This window comes from Verrucosispora sp. WMMC514 (genome assembly GCF_027497295.1).
Taxonomy (GTDB): domain Bacteria; phylum Actinomycetota; class Actinomycetes; order Mycobacteriales; family Micromonosporaceae; genus Micromonospora; species Micromonospora palythoicola.
Genome location: NZ_CP114906.1, coordinates 3,893,389 through 3,911,292, shown reverse-complemented (window position 1 = coordinate 3,911,292; position 17,904 = coordinate 3,893,389). Strand labels below are relative to the sequence as shown.

The 17,904-nt window shown below is 69.7% G+C and carries 14 protein-coding genes; 7 read left to right on the top strand and 7 right to left on the bottom strand.

The features are described 5' to 3' along the window. Window positions 1-43: 43 nt before the first annotated feature. From O7597_RS18230 to O7597_RS18220, 3 genes are all read right to left on the bottom strand, one after another. A complete protein-coding gene (locus O7597_RS18230) occupies window positions 44-1,486 on the bottom strand; it encodes an RICIN domain-containing protein (protein ID WP_281580233.1) in 1,443 nt (480 codons plus the stop codon). A gap of 43 nt (window positions 1,487-1,529) precedes the next feature. Beyond that, a complete protein-coding gene (locus O7597_RS18225) occupies window positions 1,530-2,894 on the bottom strand; it encodes an endo-1,4-beta-xylanase (protein WP_269739515.1) in 1,365 nt (454 codons plus the stop codon). Between the two features lie 487 nt (window positions 2,895-3,381). Further along, entirely contained in the window at window positions 3,382-4,002 is a 621-nt protein-coding gene (locus tag O7597_RS18220; RefSeq protein ID WP_281580232.1) for a hypothetical protein, read from the bottom strand. 136 nt (window positions 4,003-4,138) lie between these two features. Between O7597_RS18220 and O7597_RS18215 the strand changes: the two genes are divergently transcribed. Then, window positions 4,139-5,377, top strand: coding sequence for a PQQ-dependent sugar dehydrogenase (locus tag O7597_RS18215; RefSeq protein WP_281580231.1), 1,239 nt, complete (start codon window positions 4,139-4,141; stop codon window positions 5,375-5,377). Between the two features lie 118 nt (window positions 5,378-5,495). Here O7597_RS18215 and O7597_RS18210 read toward each other — a convergent pair whose 3' ends face one another. Genes O7597_RS18210 through O7597_RS18195 form a run of 4 tightly spaced genes read right to left on the bottom strand, consistent with a single transcriptional unit; the run spans window position 5,496 to window position 9,734 of the window. Beyond that, window positions 5,496-6,458 (bottom strand): aldo/keto reductase, encoded by a 963-nt coding sequence (locus tag O7597_RS18210; RefSeq protein WP_281580230.1) that lies wholly within the window; start codon window positions 6,456-6,458, stop codon window positions 5,496-5,498. A 51-nt stretch (window positions 6,459-6,509) separates the two neighbouring features. Next, entirely contained in the window at window positions 6,510-7,658 is a 1,149-nt protein-coding gene (locus O7597_RS18205) for a glycosyltransferase family 4 protein (RefSeq protein WP_269739519.1), read from the bottom strand. Window positions 7,659-7,684: 26 nt separating this feature from the next. Next, window positions 7,685-8,674 (bottom strand): UbiA prenyltransferase family protein, encoded by a 990-nt coding sequence (locus O7597_RS18200; protein WP_269739520.1) that lies wholly within the window; start codon window positions 8,672-8,674, stop codon window positions 7,685-7,687. A gap of 28 nt (window positions 8,675-8,702) precedes the next feature. Next, complete coding sequence (locus tag O7597_RS18195) at window positions 8,703-9,734, bottom strand: NAD-dependent epimerase/dehydratase family protein (protein ID WP_281580229.1); 1,032 nt, start codon at window positions 9,732-9,734, stop codon at window positions 8,703-8,705. Window positions 9,735-10,144: 410 nt separating this feature from the next. On the opposite strand from O7597_RS18195, the gene O7597_RS18190 reads away from it, so the two are divergent. The 6 genes from O7597_RS18190 (at window position 10,145) to O7597_RS18165 (ending at window position 17,873) form a co-directional block, all read left to right on the top strand. Next, window positions 10,145-11,347: an endonuclease/exonuclease/phosphatase family protein gene (locus O7597_RS18190; RefSeq protein WP_281580228.1), complete on the top strand. Its 1,203-nt coding sequence runs from the start codon at window positions 10,145-10,147 to the stop codon at window positions 11,345-11,347. Between the two features lie 202 nt (window positions 11,348-11,549). Then, entirely contained in the window at window positions 11,550-12,575 is a 1,026-nt protein-coding gene (locus tag O7597_RS18185) for a glycosyltransferase (RefSeq protein ID WP_281580227.1), read from the top strand. Window positions 12,576-12,614: 39 nt separating this feature from the next. Continuing rightward, on the top strand, window positions 12,615-14,489 hold the full coding sequence (locus O7597_RS18180) for a BTAD domain-containing putative transcriptional regulator (protein ID WP_281580226.1): 1,875 nt from the start codon (window positions 12,615-12,617) through the stop codon (window positions 14,487-14,489). A gap of 42 nt (window positions 14,490-14,531) precedes the next feature. Beyond that, window positions 14,532-15,638, top strand: coding sequence for a lysylphosphatidylglycerol synthase transmembrane domain-containing protein (locus O7597_RS18175; RefSeq protein WP_281580225.1), 1,107 nt, complete (start codon window positions 14,532-14,534; stop codon window positions 15,636-15,638). 55 nt (window positions 15,639-15,693) lie between these two features. Next, window positions 15,694-16,827 (top strand): glycosyltransferase family 4 protein, encoded by a 1,134-nt coding sequence (locus O7597_RS18170; protein ID WP_269739526.1) that lies wholly within the window; start codon window positions 15,694-15,696, stop codon window positions 16,825-16,827. A gap of 32 nt (window positions 16,828-16,859) precedes the next feature. Then, a complete protein-coding gene (locus O7597_RS18165; protein ID WP_269739527.1) occupies window positions 16,860-17,873 on the top strand; it encodes a glycosyltransferase family 2 protein in 1,014 nt (337 codons plus the stop codon). Window positions 17,874-17,904: the final 31 nt, after the last annotated feature.

Here is a 17,904-nt window from a genome sequence, read left to right as displayed (position 1 = left end):
GAGTCGGTACGGACGGCACGGACCGTTGCTGATGAATGCCGGGTCAGGCGGTCTGCACCTGCCACTTCTGGTTGTCGCCACCCCAGCAGGCCCAGAGCTGCACCTTGGCCGTGGTGGTGTTCACGTCCAGGCAGAGCCCGGACTGCGCGCCACGGATCGTGCCGTCGCCGCCGACCGTCCACCGCTGGTTGTCGCCGCCGTTGCACGCGTACGTGCCGACGACGGTGCCGTTCGTGGTTCCCCGGTTGTACGCGTCGAGACACCGCTGGCCGGCGAGGGCGGTGAGCTGCCCACCGGCCGTCACGGTCCACCGCTGGGCGGCGCTGTCGTTGCAGGCGTACACCTGGACCTGGATGTTCGCGGTGGTCGCGCCGGGGATGTCCAGGCACTGCCCGGTGCCGACGTTGCGCAGCCGGCTCACCCGGTCCGGGGTGCCGCCGTCGGTCAGGCCCCAGGCGTACCGGAGGCGGTCGAGTCCGCTGGCGTTGGGGGTGCTCAGGGTCAGGTTGGTGCCGGTGCCGTGCAGCTTCTGCATGGCGTACCAGTCGTCGCCCTGACCGGCGGTGACCTTGCCGCCCAGACCCGGCCAGTAGATCGAGCCGATCCGCAGTTCCCGCAGCACGTCGGTGGTGGCGCGGAAGTAGCGCACGAAGTTGTCGGTGCTGGTGGTGTCGTGGTAGTTGAGCCCGGTGTCCATCGGCGCACCGAACTCGTCCATGACGGTACGGGCGGCGCAGGAGCCGATCGCGTCCCGCAGGAACGTCACCCACTGGTCGTAGGTCTTCGCGCCGCTGAAGAAGGTGTAGTGGTGCAGCGACACGATCGTTCCGTCGAGCCGCCGGTCGGCGCACATCGACCTGATGTCGGTGTTCAGGCCGGCGCCGCTGACGAAGACCCGGTGGCGGGGGATCGCCGGACGGGCGGTGAGCCAGTTGTTCACCACGTTGGCCCAGTCCGCGGCGCTGTGCCCGCCCGGCTCGTTCATCGGCTCGAAGTACACCAGGTCGTTGCCGCCGTACCTGGCGACCACGGTGTTCCACATGGTGTCGAAGGCGGTGGTGTCGACGATCCGTCCGCCGCTGGCGGCCACGCCGTCGTCCCAGTAGGAGAGGACGACCCGGAGACCCTTCGCGGTGGCCGCGTCGATCGCGCCGGTGTACGCGTTCCACCAGCTCGTACCGACGGTGTAGGTGTTGATCGGCAGCCGGACCGTGTTGGCGCCCAGGTTGGTCTGGAAGCCGGTGTAGATCGCGTTGGCCTTGGCCAGCACGGTCGCGTAGCTGTCGGAGCTGTTCAGCCCGTGCAGGACCAGCGGGCCGCCGTGGAAGTTGTCACCCAGCCTGGCCCAGTTGACCCCACGGAACTGGCTGGTGTCGGCGGCTGCCGGTGCGGCAGCCGCGAGCACGACAGCCGGCACCGCAACGAGAGTGGCCAGGGCGCAGGCGAGCATCCGGCTCAACGAGCGGTTCGGGCGGAATCTGACCATCGTCGTTCCCCTCTGTGCGGTGCCGACTGTCGCGCTCATCAGCTCAGGCCCGAGCCCAGCGCTGGTTGGCCGCGCCGTGGCAGCTCCACACGATCACCGCGGAGCCGTTGGCGGTGGCGGCGCCGTTGACGTCCAGGCACAGCCCCGTCTGTGCGTTGCTGATCGTGCCGTTGCTGTTGACGTTCCACTGCTGGTTCGCCCCACCGTGGCAGTCGTAGATCTGCACCCGGGTGCCGGCGGCGGCGTTGTTCGGCACGTCCAGGCACTTGCCCATCACCTGCAATGCCCGCCCGTTCTGGGTGAACTGCTGGTTGGCGTTGCTGTGGCAGTCCCAGATGATCATCTGTGCGCCGTTCGCCGAACTCGCACCGTTGACGTCCAGGCACCGGCCGGACCCCTCGTTGCGGAACCGGTTGCCGGTCGGGGTCGGGGTGCTGCCGCCGTTGAGGGCGTCGAGGACCGCCGTGTACGCGGGCTTCTTGTTGCCGGCGCAGTCGAACAACAGTGCGTTGTCGCCGCCGCGCCAGGAGTCACAGTCCCGTACGCCCCACACGGTGATGCCGGTGCAGCGCGAGATCGCCAGGCAGGCGCGGGTGACGGCGCCGTACATGTTGGCCTGGTTGCCGCCCTGGGTGATGTCCAGTTCGGTGATCTCCACGTCCACGCCCAGGTCGGCGAAGCGCTGGAGGTTGGCCTGGTAGTCACCGGGAAGCGTGGTGCCCAGGTGGGACTGGAAACCGACGCAGTCGATCGGCACGCCCCGGGACTTGAAGTCCCGGACCATGTTGTAGACGCCTGTCGACTTCGCGTTGATCCCGTCGGTGTTGTAGTCGTTGTAGCAGAGTTTGGCGTTCGGGTCGGCCGCGCGGGCAGCGCGGAACGCCGCCTCGATCCAGTCGTTGCCGGTGCGTTGCAGGTTCGAGTCCCGCCGGCCGCCACTGCCGCCGTCGGCGAACGCCTCGTTCACCACGTCCCAGGAGTAGATCTGCCCCCGGAAGTGGCTGGCCACCTGGGTGACGTGGTTGATGGCGGCGTTGCGCAGGTCGCCGCCGGAGAGGCCCTGCGCCCAGCCGGGCTGCTGGGCGTGCCACAGCAGGGTGTGCCCGCGCACCTTCATCCCGCGCGAGCGGGCGTGGTTGACGATGCGGTCACCGGCGCTGTAGTTGAACACGCCCCGCTGCGGCTCGGTCGCGTCCCACTTCATCTCGTTCTCGGCGACCAGGCTGTTGAACTCGCGGTTCAGCACCGTCATGTACGTGTTGTCGTTGAACTTGTACGTGCCGACGGCGGCGCCGAAGTAGCGCCCCTTCTCCGCCGCCGAGGTGCCCAACGTGGTGCCCGCGTTGGCGGCACCGCTGGGCACCAGGACCGTGCCGGCCACCAGCAACCCCACCGCCAGCGCGCGCATCGTTGCCGTGGTCGACCACCGTCGTCGCGGAGATCTGCTCGGATGTACGAGATTCCTCATGTGTCTCAGCACCTTCCAGAGTCGCGTCACTTCGACGAGTTAGCGCTAACATCGCCCGGCGACTCAGGTGCCCATCGGTGCAGACCACAGGAGACGAGAGAACGCTACACATCGATGGCAGTGAGATTGCCACAAAGTTACGGGGCGCTCAAGAAGTTCAGCCCAACGTCCGGAAAAAGACCAGCTAAGACGGGCACGTCGGACCGACCGGTCAGCCCGACCACCACACTGTCGATCGATGGCGGTAGCGGGTCAGAGATCCACACCGGTGCGGCACGTCGACTGCGCTATCACCGTCACGCGCAATGTGCACGTGAACATCAGCCACTCTGATCCGCCCGGCGGACGAGCAGGCGCCGGCCAGCGATGCGTGGCGCGCACCGATCCGACCTCCCCGGCCCACCCGGGCCGGTGGGCGCGGTGGTCGTCAGACGGAGCCCGCGGAACCGACACCGCGTTCACCGACCGGGTCAGCGGCCGGCGCCGGCCCAGCCGCGTCACCCGCCCCGGTCACCAGACCCAGGCTGGCCGGGTAGCTGCCGAACCGGCGTAGGCGCAGCTTGCGCACCGCGACCGACCACGGCGTCTCGGTGGCGAGCACCACGAGATGCTCGAAGTTGGCCAGATACGACTCACCGCGCGCTGCCCGCTCGGCGAGGATGTACGGCTCCAGCACGCTCCACGCCTCTCGGGCGCGGAACCCACCCGTGCCGATCAACAACGCCGGGTCGACGACGCCGAAGGCCAGCATCTGGCCCAGGCCGTTGTAGTACAACGCGATCCGGTTCACGTGCTTACGAGCCTCGGGCGGCAGGTCGCTGACCCGCAGACCGGGCGGACAGCTCGCGCTCAGCTCGGTGAGCACGAACTGCTGACTGTCCAGGAAGGCGTCGCTCATCCGGTCCCGGGTGAGCAGCTCGATCGCGACCAGGGTGTGGTTCGCACTCTGCGACAGCCGCAGTTGCCGGAGCGCGAAGAACACCGAGACACCGACGGTGATCACCGAGACCGCGGCCACGACCGCGTTCGTCACGATCGCAACATCCATGGCGGTCATCGTACGAAGACCACTCCACCGGCCACCGGTTCCGCGCCGCCAGCCAACGCATTGATAAGAGTTGATGTAGTGTTGGTCGCGCTCCCAGCCTGCGCACTCCCCACCACCTGCTCAAGGAGCTGAGAACATGTCGCGACCACGTTGGCGTCCGGTACCCGTACTGGCCGGCCTGCTCGTCCTGGTCCTGTCCGCGCTCCTGTCGGCGGCGATCGCCGGCACCGCCACGGCCGGCGCGCCGCGCCCCGGCAAGGTGCCGCTCACCGAGCTGACCGTGGTCTCCGAACAGGTGGCCTTCGGTCTGCGGCGTCCGATCGCGCTCACCGGGCTGCCGGACGGCCGGATGCTGATCGCGGAGAAGAACGGCACCGTCCGCGCCTACCACCCGGACACCGGCCTGGCGGCCGAGCCGGTGCTCGATCTGACCGCCCGGGTCGACACGTCGGGCAACGAGCGCGGCCTGCTCGGCATCACCCCCGCGCCGGACTTCGCGCGGACCGGGATGCTCTACGTGGCCTACACCAGCCTCCCGGACGGCGCCCTGACCCTGGCGCGACTGCCCGTCGACGCCCCCGAGCGGCTACAGGTGCTGCTCACCCAGGAACACGCCGAGTACAACAACCACAACGGCGGACAGGTCGCGTTCGGCCGCGACGGCTACCTCTACTGGTCCCTCGGCGACGGCGGCCACGCGAACGACCCGTACAAGGCCGGTCAGGACCTCGGCACCCTGCTCGGCAAGATCGTCCGGATCGACGTCAACCGCAGCTGCGGCGCGAAGCCCTACTGCGTACCCCGGGACAACCCGTTCGTCCGCAACCGCGACGCACGGCCGGAGATCTGGCTGTACGGGCTGCGCAACCCGTGGCGGTTCTCGGTCGACAAGCTCGACAACTCACTGTGGATCGGTGACGTCGGCCAGGGCCTGGTCGAGGAGATCAACCACATCCGCCCGTGGCAGGGCGGCGCGAACCTCGGCTGGTCCTGCCGCGAGGGCACCCCGGTGTTCGACCCGGAGCAGTGCCGGCCAGGCGTGAAGTACACCGACCCGGTCTTCGAGTACGAGCACTACATGACCGAGAGCTGCTCGGTGACCGGCGGTGTGGTGTACCGAGGCTCCGCCACCCCGGAAGCCTGGGGCACCTACGTCGCCAGCGACTACTGCTCGACCCTCGCCTTCGCCGTACGCCCCAAACCGTGGGGTGGCTACGAGAGCGCCATCATCGGCAACTTCCCCATCCAGCCGACCGCGATCGACGCCGACGTGCACGGCGAGCTGTACGCGCTCAGCGACCTGCCGGGCTGGCTGAGCCGGATCCGGTTCGAGCGCGTCCAACCGGCCCCGAGCAGCGAGCCAGCGAACCGCTGAACCTGGGCGAGGGCCGGCGGCACCCGCAGATCGTCGTCTGTGCCGCCGGCCCCGCCGCCGCACTGGTCATCGCACCGCGCGGACGCCTTTCCGGCACGCTGCCCGGCTCACCGTTCGCTCAGCTCCGCAGGTCGAGCAGGGCCTTCCGTTCGACCTCGGTCAGCGGGCCACGGGCCTCGGCGGCGAGGCACTCCGCCAACTCGGTGCGGTTCTTGACGCCGAGCACCACGGTCGCCACGCCGGGGACGCTCAGGGCGTACCGGTGGGCCAACGAGGCGGGCGACTCACCGAACTCGGCGGCGAGCGCGCGGAACCGCTCCGCCCGGGCGAAGTCGACCGCGACCGGGGCGTCGTCGTCCACGGACCGGTCGATCTCGCCGGTGAGCGCTCCCGCCGCCACGGCACGGATGGCGATCACCGAGACGCCGTCGGCGACCGCGGCTCGGCGGATCTCGTCGTTCCGAGGCTCGGCCGACGCGCCGAGCAGCCACATGTCGCCACTCAGGTCAAGGGCGTTCACCACCGCCTGGACCGCGTCCGGGCGCGGCTGCTGGTGCATGGCGTCGATCACGGTCTGCGGGTGGCCGACACCGGTCAACCCCCAGGCCCGGATCTTGCCCTCGTCGCGCAGCCGTTCGAAGGTGGGCACCACCTGGTCTCGGTACAGCTCCCAGCCGAGTGTCCGGGGAGTGGGACCGGTCCAGCCCTGCGGGTGCAGTTGAGAGTGGAGCAGGAAGAGATCCAGCTGCTCGCGGCCGAGACGCTCCAGGGTGGCGTGCAGGCTGCGGATCATCTTCGCCGGGAGATCGCCGCCGTCCTGCTCGGGCAGTTCGATCTTGCTGGTGACCAGGACGTCCGCGGCCGGAATGCCGCGCAGCGCGGCACCGGCGACGTTCTCGGCCGCGTAGCCGTCACCGTAGGTCGGGGCCAGGTCGAGCATCGTGACGCCACCGTCGACGGCCGCCCGCACGGTCGCCACCGCCTCGGCGTGGTCGGTCGCCCCCCACACACCGCCGATCCCGCCCCCGCCCAGGGTGAGCGCGCTGACCGTGCCGAGACGACCGAAATCCCTGCTGTGCATCTACACCTCCGTGACGGAACGTGGCTGCCATTCTACTGATCGGAACGCCACTCACATCAATGCGCCGGACCGCGCCCCATGGACCCGGAACAGCGCCGCGTACCGGTCCAGGCATCCCTCCACACCGAACTCCTCCAGGGCCCGCTTGGCCCCCTCGCGTCGGGTGTCGGCGTCCCAGCTGAGCACGTCCAGCAGCGCCACCCGTAGCCCGGCCGGGTCCCGCGGTTGGACGACCCTTCCCATCCCGGTCGCCAGGACCGGATACCGGCCGCCGGGCAGATCGGTGGTGACCGACGGGATGCCGCACATCATCGCCTCGGCCTGTGCGATGCCGAAGGACTCGGCGACGGAGGGCAGGGCGAAGGCGTCGATGGAGGCGTAGAAGTCGTTGATCTGCCGGCCACGGAGCAGCCCGAGAATCCGGATCCGGGGATCCCGTTCGGCGGCCGCCCGGATCCGGTCGATCACGCTTCCGCCCGCGACGGTCAGATAGTCGCCGCCGAGCAGCAGCCGCGCCTCGGGATCCGGGATCTCGGCGAATGCGGCCACCAGGTAGTCCAGGCCCTTGTCCGGCACGATCCGGCCGAGGAAGCCGATGTGCGGGCCGCCGGTCTCCCGGAACGCCGCCTCCCCACCGCGCCGGTCGAGGCAGGGTGCCGGAATCGCGGACCGCTGGCTGGACCGCAGGATCGACCAGAGCTCCGAGTACCGCGCCTGGTCGTCGCTGTTGACGACGACGGCGTCCGAGCGGCGCAGCGTGACCCGCGACGACACCCGCACCGCGGCCATCGCCGCCCGGGTCACCAGGGTGGGCGGCAGCCAGAGGTCGATGTGGTAGGTGGTCACCACCGGCACCCGCAGCGGCAGGGCAGTGATCAACGCTCCCTCCAGCATGGGCAGATGCAGGTTGACCACCCGCGAACGTCGGGCGACCCGGCGCACCAGGGCCGGAAAGCCGGGGCTGACCGGGCCACGGCCGATCGAGGCGACCACCGGGCTGCGGTAGACGTCGACGCCGTTGCGGCTCTCCCGCAGCGGAAGCGTCGGGTCGTGCCGGACGGCGACCACCGCCACCCGCCAGCCCCGCCCGGCAAGGCCCTCGGCGAGCACCCGGGCCACCTCGGTCAGCCCGCTGACGTAGGGCGAGTAGTAGTTGACCGCGACGCAGAGGTCGTACTCGTGGGAGTCTTTGCTGCTCACGCTCTTCTCCAAGGGGTGTCGATCGGTTACCAGACGTGCCAGGTGCCGGCCAGCATCGCCTGCGCCAGCACCGCGGCCCAGAGGCCGAGATTGACCAGCAGCGCGCGGTCCCGGACGAGGTCCTCGACCGGATCGCCGCGGGAGCCGCCCATGGCGATCATCTGCAGGTAGCGGTGTACCGCGAACGCGGCGAACGGGAAGGTCAACCCGGCGGTGACCGGCCCGTACGGCGGGGTCTGGGTCCAGACGAAGGCGACGTAGCCGATCAGCGCCGCCACCAGGTTGACCACCACCATCTGGTCCAGGAAGTGCACCGAGTACGCGCGCAGCGCCGGCCGGTGCTCGCCGGCCTCACCGCCGGCGGCCGACAGGGCGGCCAGTTCGTGGCGTCGCTTGCCGAGGGAGAGCGCGAGGCACGCGCAGTAGACCCCGATCAGCAGCGCCGGATGGACGGCCGCGCCGACGGCGATGGTGCCGGCGAGCACCCGCAGGACGAATCCGATGGAGACGACCGACACGTCGACCAGGGGCTGGTGCTTGAGTGCCAGGCAGTACCAGAGGTTGAGGGCGAGGTAGCCGGCGACGACCACGCCGGTCAGGGCAGGTAGCAGGGCGGCCAGGGCGGCGGTGCCGGTGAGCAGGCCGACGAGGAGTACGACAGCGGCGGTCGTACTCACCCGCCCGCTGGCCAGTGGACGGTTTCGTTTGACCGGGTGCAGGCGGTCGCGCTCCCGGTCCCTGAGGTCGTTGAAGACGTACACGGCCGAGGCGGCGGCCAGGAAGCTCAGCAGCGTGCCGAGCAGCGGCACGATATGGGTCACCGTGGCGCCGGGGGCCGCGACGAGCGGCGCCGCCAGCACCAGGCCGCCCTTGACCCACTGGCGGGGTCGCAGTAGGACGAACAGTCCGGTGACGCGGGCCAGCGGTTTCAGCGCCTGCACGGCGACGGCCGGGTCGACAGAGACCACGGGCAGGTCCGACGAGGTGGGGGTCGGGACTTCCAGGGCGTGATTCATGGCGGACCTCTCCTTGCTCCGTGGAGTGTCAGAACAGCGCCTTCGCCAGGCTCAGGGCGCCCTGCTTCCAGGGGTCGCGGTGCGTACGTCCGGCGCTGCGCCGCGTTTCGGCGGCGTTCGCCCGCCACCACTGGTACGTCTTCAACAGCGCCTGTTCGTTGCTGAACCGCGGGTTGAAACCGAGCCGCTGCGTCGCTCGGTCGATCGAGACGTACGAGTCCCGGGTGAGCTTGTGCACGAGTCGCTTGTAGACCGGGGAGAGGCGCGTCGCGGCGAGCACGCGCAGCACGGTGACGGCGGGCCCCACCGGCATGGCCAGGACCCGCCGGCCGTGGCCGGCGGCGTCCAGGACGGCCTGGAAGTCCTCCCGTAGGGTGCGGAACTCGCGCGCGCCGATGTTGAACGTGTCGTTGGCCCTGTCGTCGGGCGCCTCGCAGATCAGCTGGATCGCCGCGCAGAGGTCCTCGACGTCGAGCATCTGGGTGGCGACGTCGCCGCCGCCGATCAGCGGGAAGTGCCGGCCCTCGTCGGCCCACTCGAAGAGCATGGCGAAGAGACCAAGACGCTCCTCGCCGAGGAAGGTCTTGGGCCGCACGATCGGGGCGCAGAGGCCCTGGTCGCGCTGCCGGAGCACGGCGGTCTCGGCGCCGAGCTTCGCCGCCGAGTAGGGGTCCACCGGTTCACACGGGTAGTCCTCCGGGGTGGGGCACTCCCGGGGCAGCCCGTAGACGGCGGTGGACGAGATGTGCACGAACCGGTCCACACCGGCCCGCCGCGCCGCGGCCAACGCCGCCCCGGTGCCCTCCACGTCCACCGATCGGATCTCCGCCGCCCGATGGCTGGGCAACGCGGCGGCGGAGTGGATGACCACGTCCGCGCGGCGGAAGGCCCGGGTCATCGCGTCGACGTCCCGGACGTCAGCCCGGACGAAGCTCGCCCGCCCTCGTACCCGGGGCGCGAGTGGACGGATGTCCACTCCGGTCCACGTCACTCCCGGCCAGGGGCGCGCCAACAGCGCGGTGCCCAACATGCCGGCGGCTCCGGTCACCACAACGTGCACTTCCACCTCCCGTTTCGAAGAAATGCCGCGCTCTCGACGGCAGTGTCACGACTGCACAGCGGCGACGTTTCCGGCATTCACCGTCATTGGATATTTACCGGCCGACCATCCATCGGTCACCGTTACCGACCAATCGGGCCGGTCCCCCAAATGCCCGGCAAGTCGCATACCCAACCGACCAGCCCCGCCGCGCCGACGTCGGCTCCGTGCGAGCGTCGATAGGCTGCGCGTGCTCCATCCGGCGGCTCCGTCCTCGGTGGTGAATCCGGTATTAGCACTCGTGACGCTAGTGAGTGGCGATTGCCCCCTCCTTGGTGTCCGGAACAAGCTTCGAGCAAGGTGCCGATCGATACCTTTTTCCCGGCCGGTACCGACCTCGGCGGGAACCGGAGCCACGTAAAGGAGTTGCGATGACGGAAGCGGCGGCAAGAACGACCGCAATAATGGACGAAAAGGATCCGGAGCTGTCGCCGGGGCCTTCCGGCCGGTCCCGGCGGGCCCGCTGGGGGGTACGCCTCGCGGCCGTGGCCTGCGTGGGCTGGCTGGTCGTCGTCGTGCTGCACCATCTGCTCAGCGCCCGGACCTACGTGTGGGGACCGGTGGACCTGCTCCCGCCGATCGTCTGGGCGGCGGTCCCGGTGGTGCTGCTACCCGTCGCCTGGCTGGCGCGACCGATGCGCAGGCGGCTGGTCGGGGCGGCGCTGCTCGCCCTCGTGCTCGGCGTCGGCTACAGCGGGATCAACTTCGCGACGGTGTTCTACACCCCGCCACCGGCGCCCGCCGACGCCGTCAAGGTGGTGACCTGGAACACCGAGTACTGGGACCAGGACCGGCGCAACGGCGGGGAGCAGCGCACCACCACGGCGCAGTTCTACGACTTCCTGCGGGAGATGGACGCCGACGTCTACATGCTGCACGAGTACGCCAACGTCGACGACTCGCTGGTCGACATCTTCGCGCAGGCATACGAGATCGACCAGACGGCGCAGTTGAAGGCCGCGTTCCCCGGCTACACGATCGTCCGCGAGGGGCGCAACGTCACGCTCACCCGGCTGCCGGTGGTCGGGCATGCGTGGCTCGACTCGCAGCCGTACCTGCCGGACGACCTGAAGCCGGTGCCGCCGGCCCTCGTCGACCGACCACTCTTCTACGCGTCACAGGCGCTGCGTACCGACATCCGGGTCAACGGCCAGGTCGTGTCGTTCTACAACTCGCACATCTTCCAGCCGCCGGTCCGGATCCTGCTGCTGCGCAGCGACGATGACCGCAACATGTTCGAGATCGACCGGTTCAACTTCGAGATTCGGCAGGCCAGCTACCAGGCCATCGCCGCCGACCTGGAAAAGAATCCGAACCGGGCGGTGATGGCCGGTGACCTGAACACGTCACCGTCGATGAATCTCCTCGACATGGTCTCCGACCGGCTGGTCGACCAGAGCAGGGCGCTCTCCTCGCTCTACCCGGTCACCTGGCCGGTGGGTGACAAGCCGCGAATGTGGCGTATCGATTGGCTCTTCACCACTCCGGACATCAAGGTACACAGTTACGATCTGACCCTCCCCAATGGCTTGTCCGACCACAAGGCCCAGCAGTTCGTCATCTCCGCACCCTGACGAGATGAGCGTCACATTGGCGCAGAACACGCGGTGGCGGGGCATCCCGAGCATTTAACCAGCATGAAACCGATCGACAGTTGTCTACCGATGTCGATCAGGCACTAAGGTGGTCGACGGGTCTTCTCGATGACGAGAAACCGACGAGTAGGTGCGTCGTCCACCTCCCAGCGCAGCCGAATTCCCTGCCCGAGGAGCATCAATGAAGCCCGCCCACGCGCCACTGGTGTCAGTGGTAATCCCCTGTCACAACAGCCGGAAGACCATCTCCCTGAGCGTGCTCTCGGCATTGCACCAGACCCACCCGTCGATCGAGGTCATCGTCGTCGACGATGCCAGCACCGACGACACACCGGAGATCGTCAGAAAGCTCGGTTGCCGGCTCATCGAACTGACCGACAATGTCGGTGCCGGCCCCGCGCGCAACCGCGGCATTGCCGCAAGCAGCGGCGACATCCTCTTCTTCCTCGACTCCGATGTGGCCCTCGCCCCCGACGCGGTCGCCAACGCCGTCAAGATCTTCGAGGAGAACCCCTCCTACGGAGCCGTCTGGGGCGTCTACGGCGACCGCCCCCTGGTCGACGACGGCGTGGTGGAGTGGGTGCAGGTGCTCTACGGCCACTACCGCGCCACCCGCAAGCTCGGGCCGGCCCGGACCGGCCACTTCGCCAGCGGCGCCGTGCCCCGCCGGGTCATCGACGACATCGGGGCGTTCGACGAGCGGCTGCTCGGCCAGTACGCCAACGAGGACCACGAGTTCAGCCTCCGGATCGCGGAGCATTACCCGGTCACCCGCACCCTGTCCGTGGTCGGCTACCACGACGACGACGACCAGCTGTCCTCGATCCTGCGGAAGCTCTATCGGCGGGCCGGCTCACTGGTTCCCCTGGTCCTCAAGCAACGCGACCTGAAGCCCGAGCGAGAGGCCACGCACCGGCCCGCCGAGGTCGCGGCCGCCTTCCTGGCCACCACCAGCCTCCCCCTGGTGCTGGTCTCCCCCTACCTGGCGGCCGTTCCGCTCGCCTTCCTGACGTGGTTCATCGGCGTCGACCTCCCCCTGTTGAACTACGTCCGACGCACCGCGGGCTGGCGGATGGTCCCGCCGAGCGCGCTACTCAGTTTTCTGTACAGTCTCGCGATTTCCGCGGGGGCGTTGAGTGGTGGCCTGCGCTACCTGCTCGACGCACGCTTCCGACAGAGGTACCGGACGCCGGTCGGCGTCCATTAGCACACCGGCCGGTGTCAGCCGTGATGGCGGGGAGAGCATGTGAGGATCCGACTACTGGGGCCCATCGAGGTGGAATCGGCGGATGGCCCGCTGGATGTGGGGCCGCGTCAGCGTCGCGCAGTCCTGGCGGCCCTGGCCGTGGACGCCGGCACGCCGGTGTCGATCGACACCCTGACGGAACGGGTGTGGGGGCCGGCGGCTCCGGAGGCGCCCCGCAGCGCCCTCTACGCCCATGTCGCCCGGCTGCGTCGGGCCCTGGCACAGGCCGACGACGGCTCCGGCAGAACCATCGGCCTGGGTCGCCACGGGGACGGCTACGTGCTCGACGTCGAGCACCAGCAGGTGGACCTGCACCGGCTGAACCGTCTCATCGACACCGGCCGCGCGGCGACGCGGATCAGTGACGAGAAGCGGATCGCCGCCCTGCGCGAGGCGATGGACCTGTGGCGGGGAGACCCACTCGCCACCCTCTCCAGTGACTGGGCCAACCGGGTGAGGCGCAGCGTGGCATCGCAGTTGATCAGCCTGGCCGGCGCCTGGGGCGCCGAGGAGCTACGTCTCGGCAGCCCCGAGGCGGTGGCCGAGCGGCTGGCCCGGATCCTCGGCTCCTACCCGCTCGCCGAACCGCTCGTGTCGCTGCAGATGCGGGCGCTCTGCGCGATGGGACGTACCCCGGAGGCGCTGCAGTACTACGTCGACACCCGCGCGCAGGTCGTCGAGCAGTTCGGCGCCGAGCCCGGCCCCGAGCTGCGCAACCTGCACGTCGCCATACTCCGCGGCGAACTCGACGAGCCGTACCCGGGCAACGTCGGCCCGGTCACCACCCCGATCCGGCACGTGCCGCGGCAGCTACCCGCCGACATCGCCCGATTCTCCGGCCGGCACGACGATCTCGCGCCGCTCATGAACTGGCTGAGGCCGGCCAGCACAACGGACTCAGCCCCGGTCGTGTCGATCTACGGAACGGCCGGGGTGGGAAAGTCCACCCTGGCCATCCACGCCGCGCACAAGCTCACCAGCCGCTACCCGGACGGCCAGTTGTACATCGCCCTACGCGGCACCAGCGTGGACGCCGAGCCGCTGACGCCGGTCGACGCACTCGCCCGGCTGCTGCGCACCCTCGGGGTCAGCATGAGCTGCGACCAGGAGCAGGTCGACGAGGCAGCGGCCCTGTTCCGCTCGGTCGTCGCCGGGCGGCGGCTGTTACTGGTCCTCGACAACGCCGTCGACGCCGCCCAGGTGCGCCCGCTGCTGCCCAGCGGCGCCGGATGCGCGACGCTGGTGACCAGCCGCCAGCCGCTGGCGGGGCTCAGCGACGTGCGCCAGTTACGCGTCGGACCGCTCACCGTCCCGGACGCCATCGCGCTGCTGAGCCACTGGGTCGGGGCGGAACGGGTCGCGGCAGAGCCGGAGGCCGCGACCGCCATCGCCGAGTGGTGCGAGTGCCTGCCGCTGGCGCTGCGCATCGTCGGTGCCCGCCTCGTGGCCCGTCCCGGTTGGCCGCTCGCCGAGCTGCGCGACCGGCTCGCCGACGAGCGCCGCCGGCTGGACAACCTCGAGTTCGACGGTGTCGGCCTGCGGGCCAGCATGGCCGGCTCCTACGATCGTCTCTCCGGCAGCCCGGACCGCTCCGAGCGGGCCATCGCCGAGGCGTTCAAGTTGCTGGGCACCTCGCCGATGACCGAACTCAGCCGGTCGACCGCCGCTCGGGTGCTCGCCCGCTCGGAGGCGCACACCGAACGCATCCTGGAGCGGTTGGTCGACGCGCAGCTGTTGGAGACCTCGACCCCAGGCAGTTACCGAATGGGGGAACTGCTGCGGCTGTACGCCCGGGAACGCTTCGCCGGGCCCGAGACGGAAATGACCGGCGATCCGTCGGACAAGGAAGAAGCAAGCGGTTCGCGGTTAGCGTGAGCCACCAGCTCGATTCCTTTCCACGATCGGAGAAGGTGCCGCGTGTCAACAAAAGAACTGGACGCACCGCAGGCCTTCCCGGAAATCACCGTACCGGTGAGCGCCGCGCCCCGGAAGCGTTGGCCCGCAGTGGCCCGCCGGGTACTCATGAGCCTGTTACTGGCGGTGACCGTGGTCTTCATCGTGCTCGCGCTGCGCGGTCAGGACTGGTCCACGGTGGCCGGCACGCTCCGCGGCCAGCGACCCGGCTTCGTCCTGACGATGACGGCGCTGGCCGTCCTGGCCAACGCCGCCGGTCTGGTCGCCACGATGATCTCCTGGCGGGCCATGCTCGCCGGCGTCGGCGAGCGGGTTCCCGCCGTGGACGCGGCCCGGATCTTCTACTTCGGACAGCTGGTCAAGTACGTACCCGGCAAGGTGATGGGTTTCCTGGTCAGCGTCGAGATGGGCAGGGCCATCGGCGTGCCGGCGGCCCGGATGAGCGCGGCCTGGCTGCTGGCCCTGGTGGTGAGCCTGCTGACCGGCGCAACCGTGGGGCTGGCCGCCGGGCCGGAGGTTTTCGGCGCGTCGTCCGGCTGGCTCCTGCTGGCCGTCCTACCGGTGGCCGCGGTCCTGGTCCGCCCCGGTCTGGTGGGTGGGGCCGCGACCCTGCTCGGTCGGCTGCGCCGCCGACCCGAGCCGACGACGGCGATCTGCGGCACCGGCATCCGGCAGGCGGTCGTCGCCCAACTGCTGGCGTGGGTGATCGGGGGCGCTCACCTGTGGATCCTCGCCGTGGCGATGGGGGCACCGCCGCTGCGCGCGCTGCCGCTCTGCCTCGGCGCGTTCGGCCTCGGCGCGGTGGCCGGGGTGATCGCCGTGTTCGCCCCCGACGGCATCGGTGTTCGGGAGGTGGTCGTGACCGCCGCGCTCAGTGTCATCCTGCCGATTCCGGTGGCCGGGGTGGTGGCGCTGGTCAGCCGGGTGGTGGTGACGCTGAGTGAACTCGCCACCGCGGGAGTCGGCTTGCTGGTGGCCGCGGCCGTCATCCGGCGGCGCCCGGCGGCGGCGGTTCCCACCGTGGCGGTGGCGACCGGTCCGGAGCACACGAATGCCGGGCCAACGGTTCCCAAGAAATCGCCAAGAATATGGCCACAGGGGAACCACTAACGTGCTCAGAGGTTAGGTAATCGGCCGTAGCGATACCTCAGAGAATGCGGTACCCATGCCGGACAGGAAATACGATCTGACGCTCGCGGCCACCCACTACGAGCCGTACGTCAGTGGCTTCACGCAGACCGCACGCAGCATCGCCGAAGGAATGGCCAATCGGGGTTGGCGGGTCGCCGTCGTCACCGCCCAGCACGACCCCGATCTGCCGCTGCGGGACACCGTCGGCGGGGTGGACATCTACCGTTCCCCGGTTTTGATGAAGGTGAGCCGGGCGATCGTCGCCCCCCGCTACCCGATCCTGGCCGGCCAGCTGGCGCGCAGCTCGTCGCTGCTGCACGTCAACCTGCCGATGCCGGAGGCGGCCCTGCTGATGCCGCTGGCCCGCCGCGTACCGGTGGTGAGCATGCTGCACTGCGACCCGTACCTGCCGGCGGGCTGGTCGGGCCGGGCCTTCGCGCGGGCCTCGGACGTCGCCTCCCGAGCGGCCATCCGCCGCTCCGCCGCAGTGGTGGCGAGCAGCCACGACCAGGCGCACGCCTCGCGGTTCTGGCCGGTCATCCGCGACCGCAACTTCACTCCCATCACGCCGCCGTGCCTGGACCGGCGGGGCGGTGAGCCCCGATACCGGGAGACCGGCGGCCTGCACGTCGGCTTCCTGGGCCGGATCGTGGCGGACAAGGGCGTCGGCTACCTGGTCCGGGCGTTCCAGCGGATCGTCGACCCCGCCGCCCGGCTGTTGATCGCGGGCAACTACCACGAGGTGGCCGGTGGCGATCTCACGGCGGTGCAGTCCGAGATCGACCGGGACAGTCGGGTACGGATCCTCGGCGAGCTGCGCGGCCGGGAGGTCAACGACTTCTACGCCTCGGTCGACGTGTTCGCGCTACCGGCGGTCGCCAGCTCGTTCGGCACCGTCCTGGCCGAGGCGATGATGAGCGGCATCCCGTCGGTGACGACCGATCTCCCCGGTAACCGGTACCCCGTCGCCGCGACCGGCTTCGGTCGGGTGGTTCCGCCCCGGGATCCACAGGCGCTGGAGCGGGCCATCTCCGAACTGGCGGCAGTGCCGCGGCATTGGAAGGAGCAGAAGGCCCGGGCGGCACGGGCGCGTTTCTCCGTGGCGGCGTCGCTGGACGCGTACGAGGTTCTCTTCACCACCCTTCGCGGACGCACCGCGGCACGGTAACACCGATGAGACAAAAGAAAGGTTGGAGCCCGATGAATGAGCAGCCACTCGTCTCCGTGATCATCCCGAACTACAACTACGCCAGCACCATCGGCGAGTGCATCAGAGCGGCGAAGAACCAGACGTACCCGGCCGTCGAGGTGATCGTGGCCGACGACGCGAGCACGGACGACTCAGTGGCGATCGCCAGGGCGCTCGACGTCACGGTGCTGCAGGTGCCGGTCAACAGCGGCGTCTCCACCGCGCGGAACCTGGGTGCCCGGCACGCCAAGGGTGAGGTGTTGTTCTTTGTGGACTCCGACGTCGCGCTCGACCCCGACGCGGTCGAGCGGGCAGTCGACCACCTGCGGGAGGAGCCGCAACTCGGCGCAATCTGCGGCATGTACCGGGCCGAGCCGATGTTCCCCGACAGCCTGGTCAAGCGCTACCGCGCCATCCAGCAGTACGTCTGGTTCTGCGAGGTCGAGGGCGCCATCCCGGGTCTGCACTCGGCGCTCTTCGCGATGAAGAAGGAGACGTTCCTGGAGATCGGCGAGTTCAACGACCGGCTTCGCTGGACCGAGGAGCAGGACTACGGCTTCCGGCTCAACGCCCGGTACGAGGTCAAAGCCGTACCTACCATCCGGGGACGGCACGACCACGACGGCACGCTGCGGGTGATGCTGACCAAGGTGTTCAACCGTACCCGGCTCGGCGCGCCGAACTGGCTGCGGCTGAACAAGCTTCCGGGTGGCGCCGGCACCGGATATCGGGCTCTGGGCAGCGCCTTCCTGCTCGCGGCGGTGATCGCGCTGGCCTCGGCGACGGTCCTCGGCCCGTGGGCGCTCCTCGCCGCCGCGGTGCTGACCGGGATCAGCATCGGGCTCGACAAGCGCACCTACGGCTACGCCTATCGTCACCACGGAATCCTTTTTGGACTACAATTCACGGTGCTTCACCTAATGGTGACGCTCACCTCGGCGGTGGCGGCCAGCATCGGCATTCTGCAGGGACTGCTGTTCCCCCGAATGACGCGGCGGCTCTACCGCGTCGAGAACCCCGCCTGACCCGCGCGCCAGCAGTAGCGGTGCCCGACCG

Excerpts from the sequence above, each read along its gene's own strand:
- O7597_RS18190 (WP_281580228.1), top strand. The coding sequence starts at position 10,145 with ATGACGGAAGCGGCGGCAAGAACGACCGCAATAATGGACGAAAAGGAT.
- O7597_RS18220 (WP_281580232.1), bottom strand. The coding sequence starts at position 4,002 with ATGGATGTTGCGATCGTGACGAACGCGGTCGTGGCCGCGGTCTCGGTG.
- O7597_RS18200 (WP_269739520.1), bottom strand. The coding sequence starts at position 8,674 with ATGAATCACGCCCTGGAAGTCCCGACCCCCACCTCGTCGGACCTGCCC.
- O7597_RS18230 (WP_281580233.1), bottom strand. The coding sequence starts at position 1,486 with ATGGTCAGATTCCGCCCGAACCGCTCGTTGAGCCGGATGCTCGCCTGC.
- O7597_RS18215 (WP_281580231.1), top strand. The coding sequence starts at position 4,139 with ATGTCGCGACCACGTTGGCGTCCGGTACCCGTACTGGCCGGCCTGCTC.
- O7597_RS18185 (WP_281580227.1), top strand. The coding sequence starts at position 11,550 with ATGAAGCCCGCCCACGCGCCACTGGTGTCAGTGGTAATCCCCTGTCAC.
- O7597_RS18210 (WP_281580230.1), bottom strand. The coding sequence starts at position 6,458 with ATGCACAGCAGGGATTTCGGTCGTCTCGGCACGGTCAGCGCGCTCACC.
- O7597_RS18165 (WP_269739527.1), top strand. The coding sequence starts at position 16,860 with ATGAATGAGCAGCCACTCGTCTCCGTGATCATCCCGAACTACAACTAC.
- O7597_RS18225 (WP_269739515.1), bottom strand. The coding sequence starts at position 2,894 with ATGCGCGCGCTGGCGGTGGGGTTGCTGGTGGCCGGCACGGTCCTGGTG.
- O7597_RS18170 (WP_269739526.1), top strand. The coding sequence starts at position 15,694 with ATGCCGGACAGGAAATACGATCTGACGCTCGCGGCCACCCACTACGAG.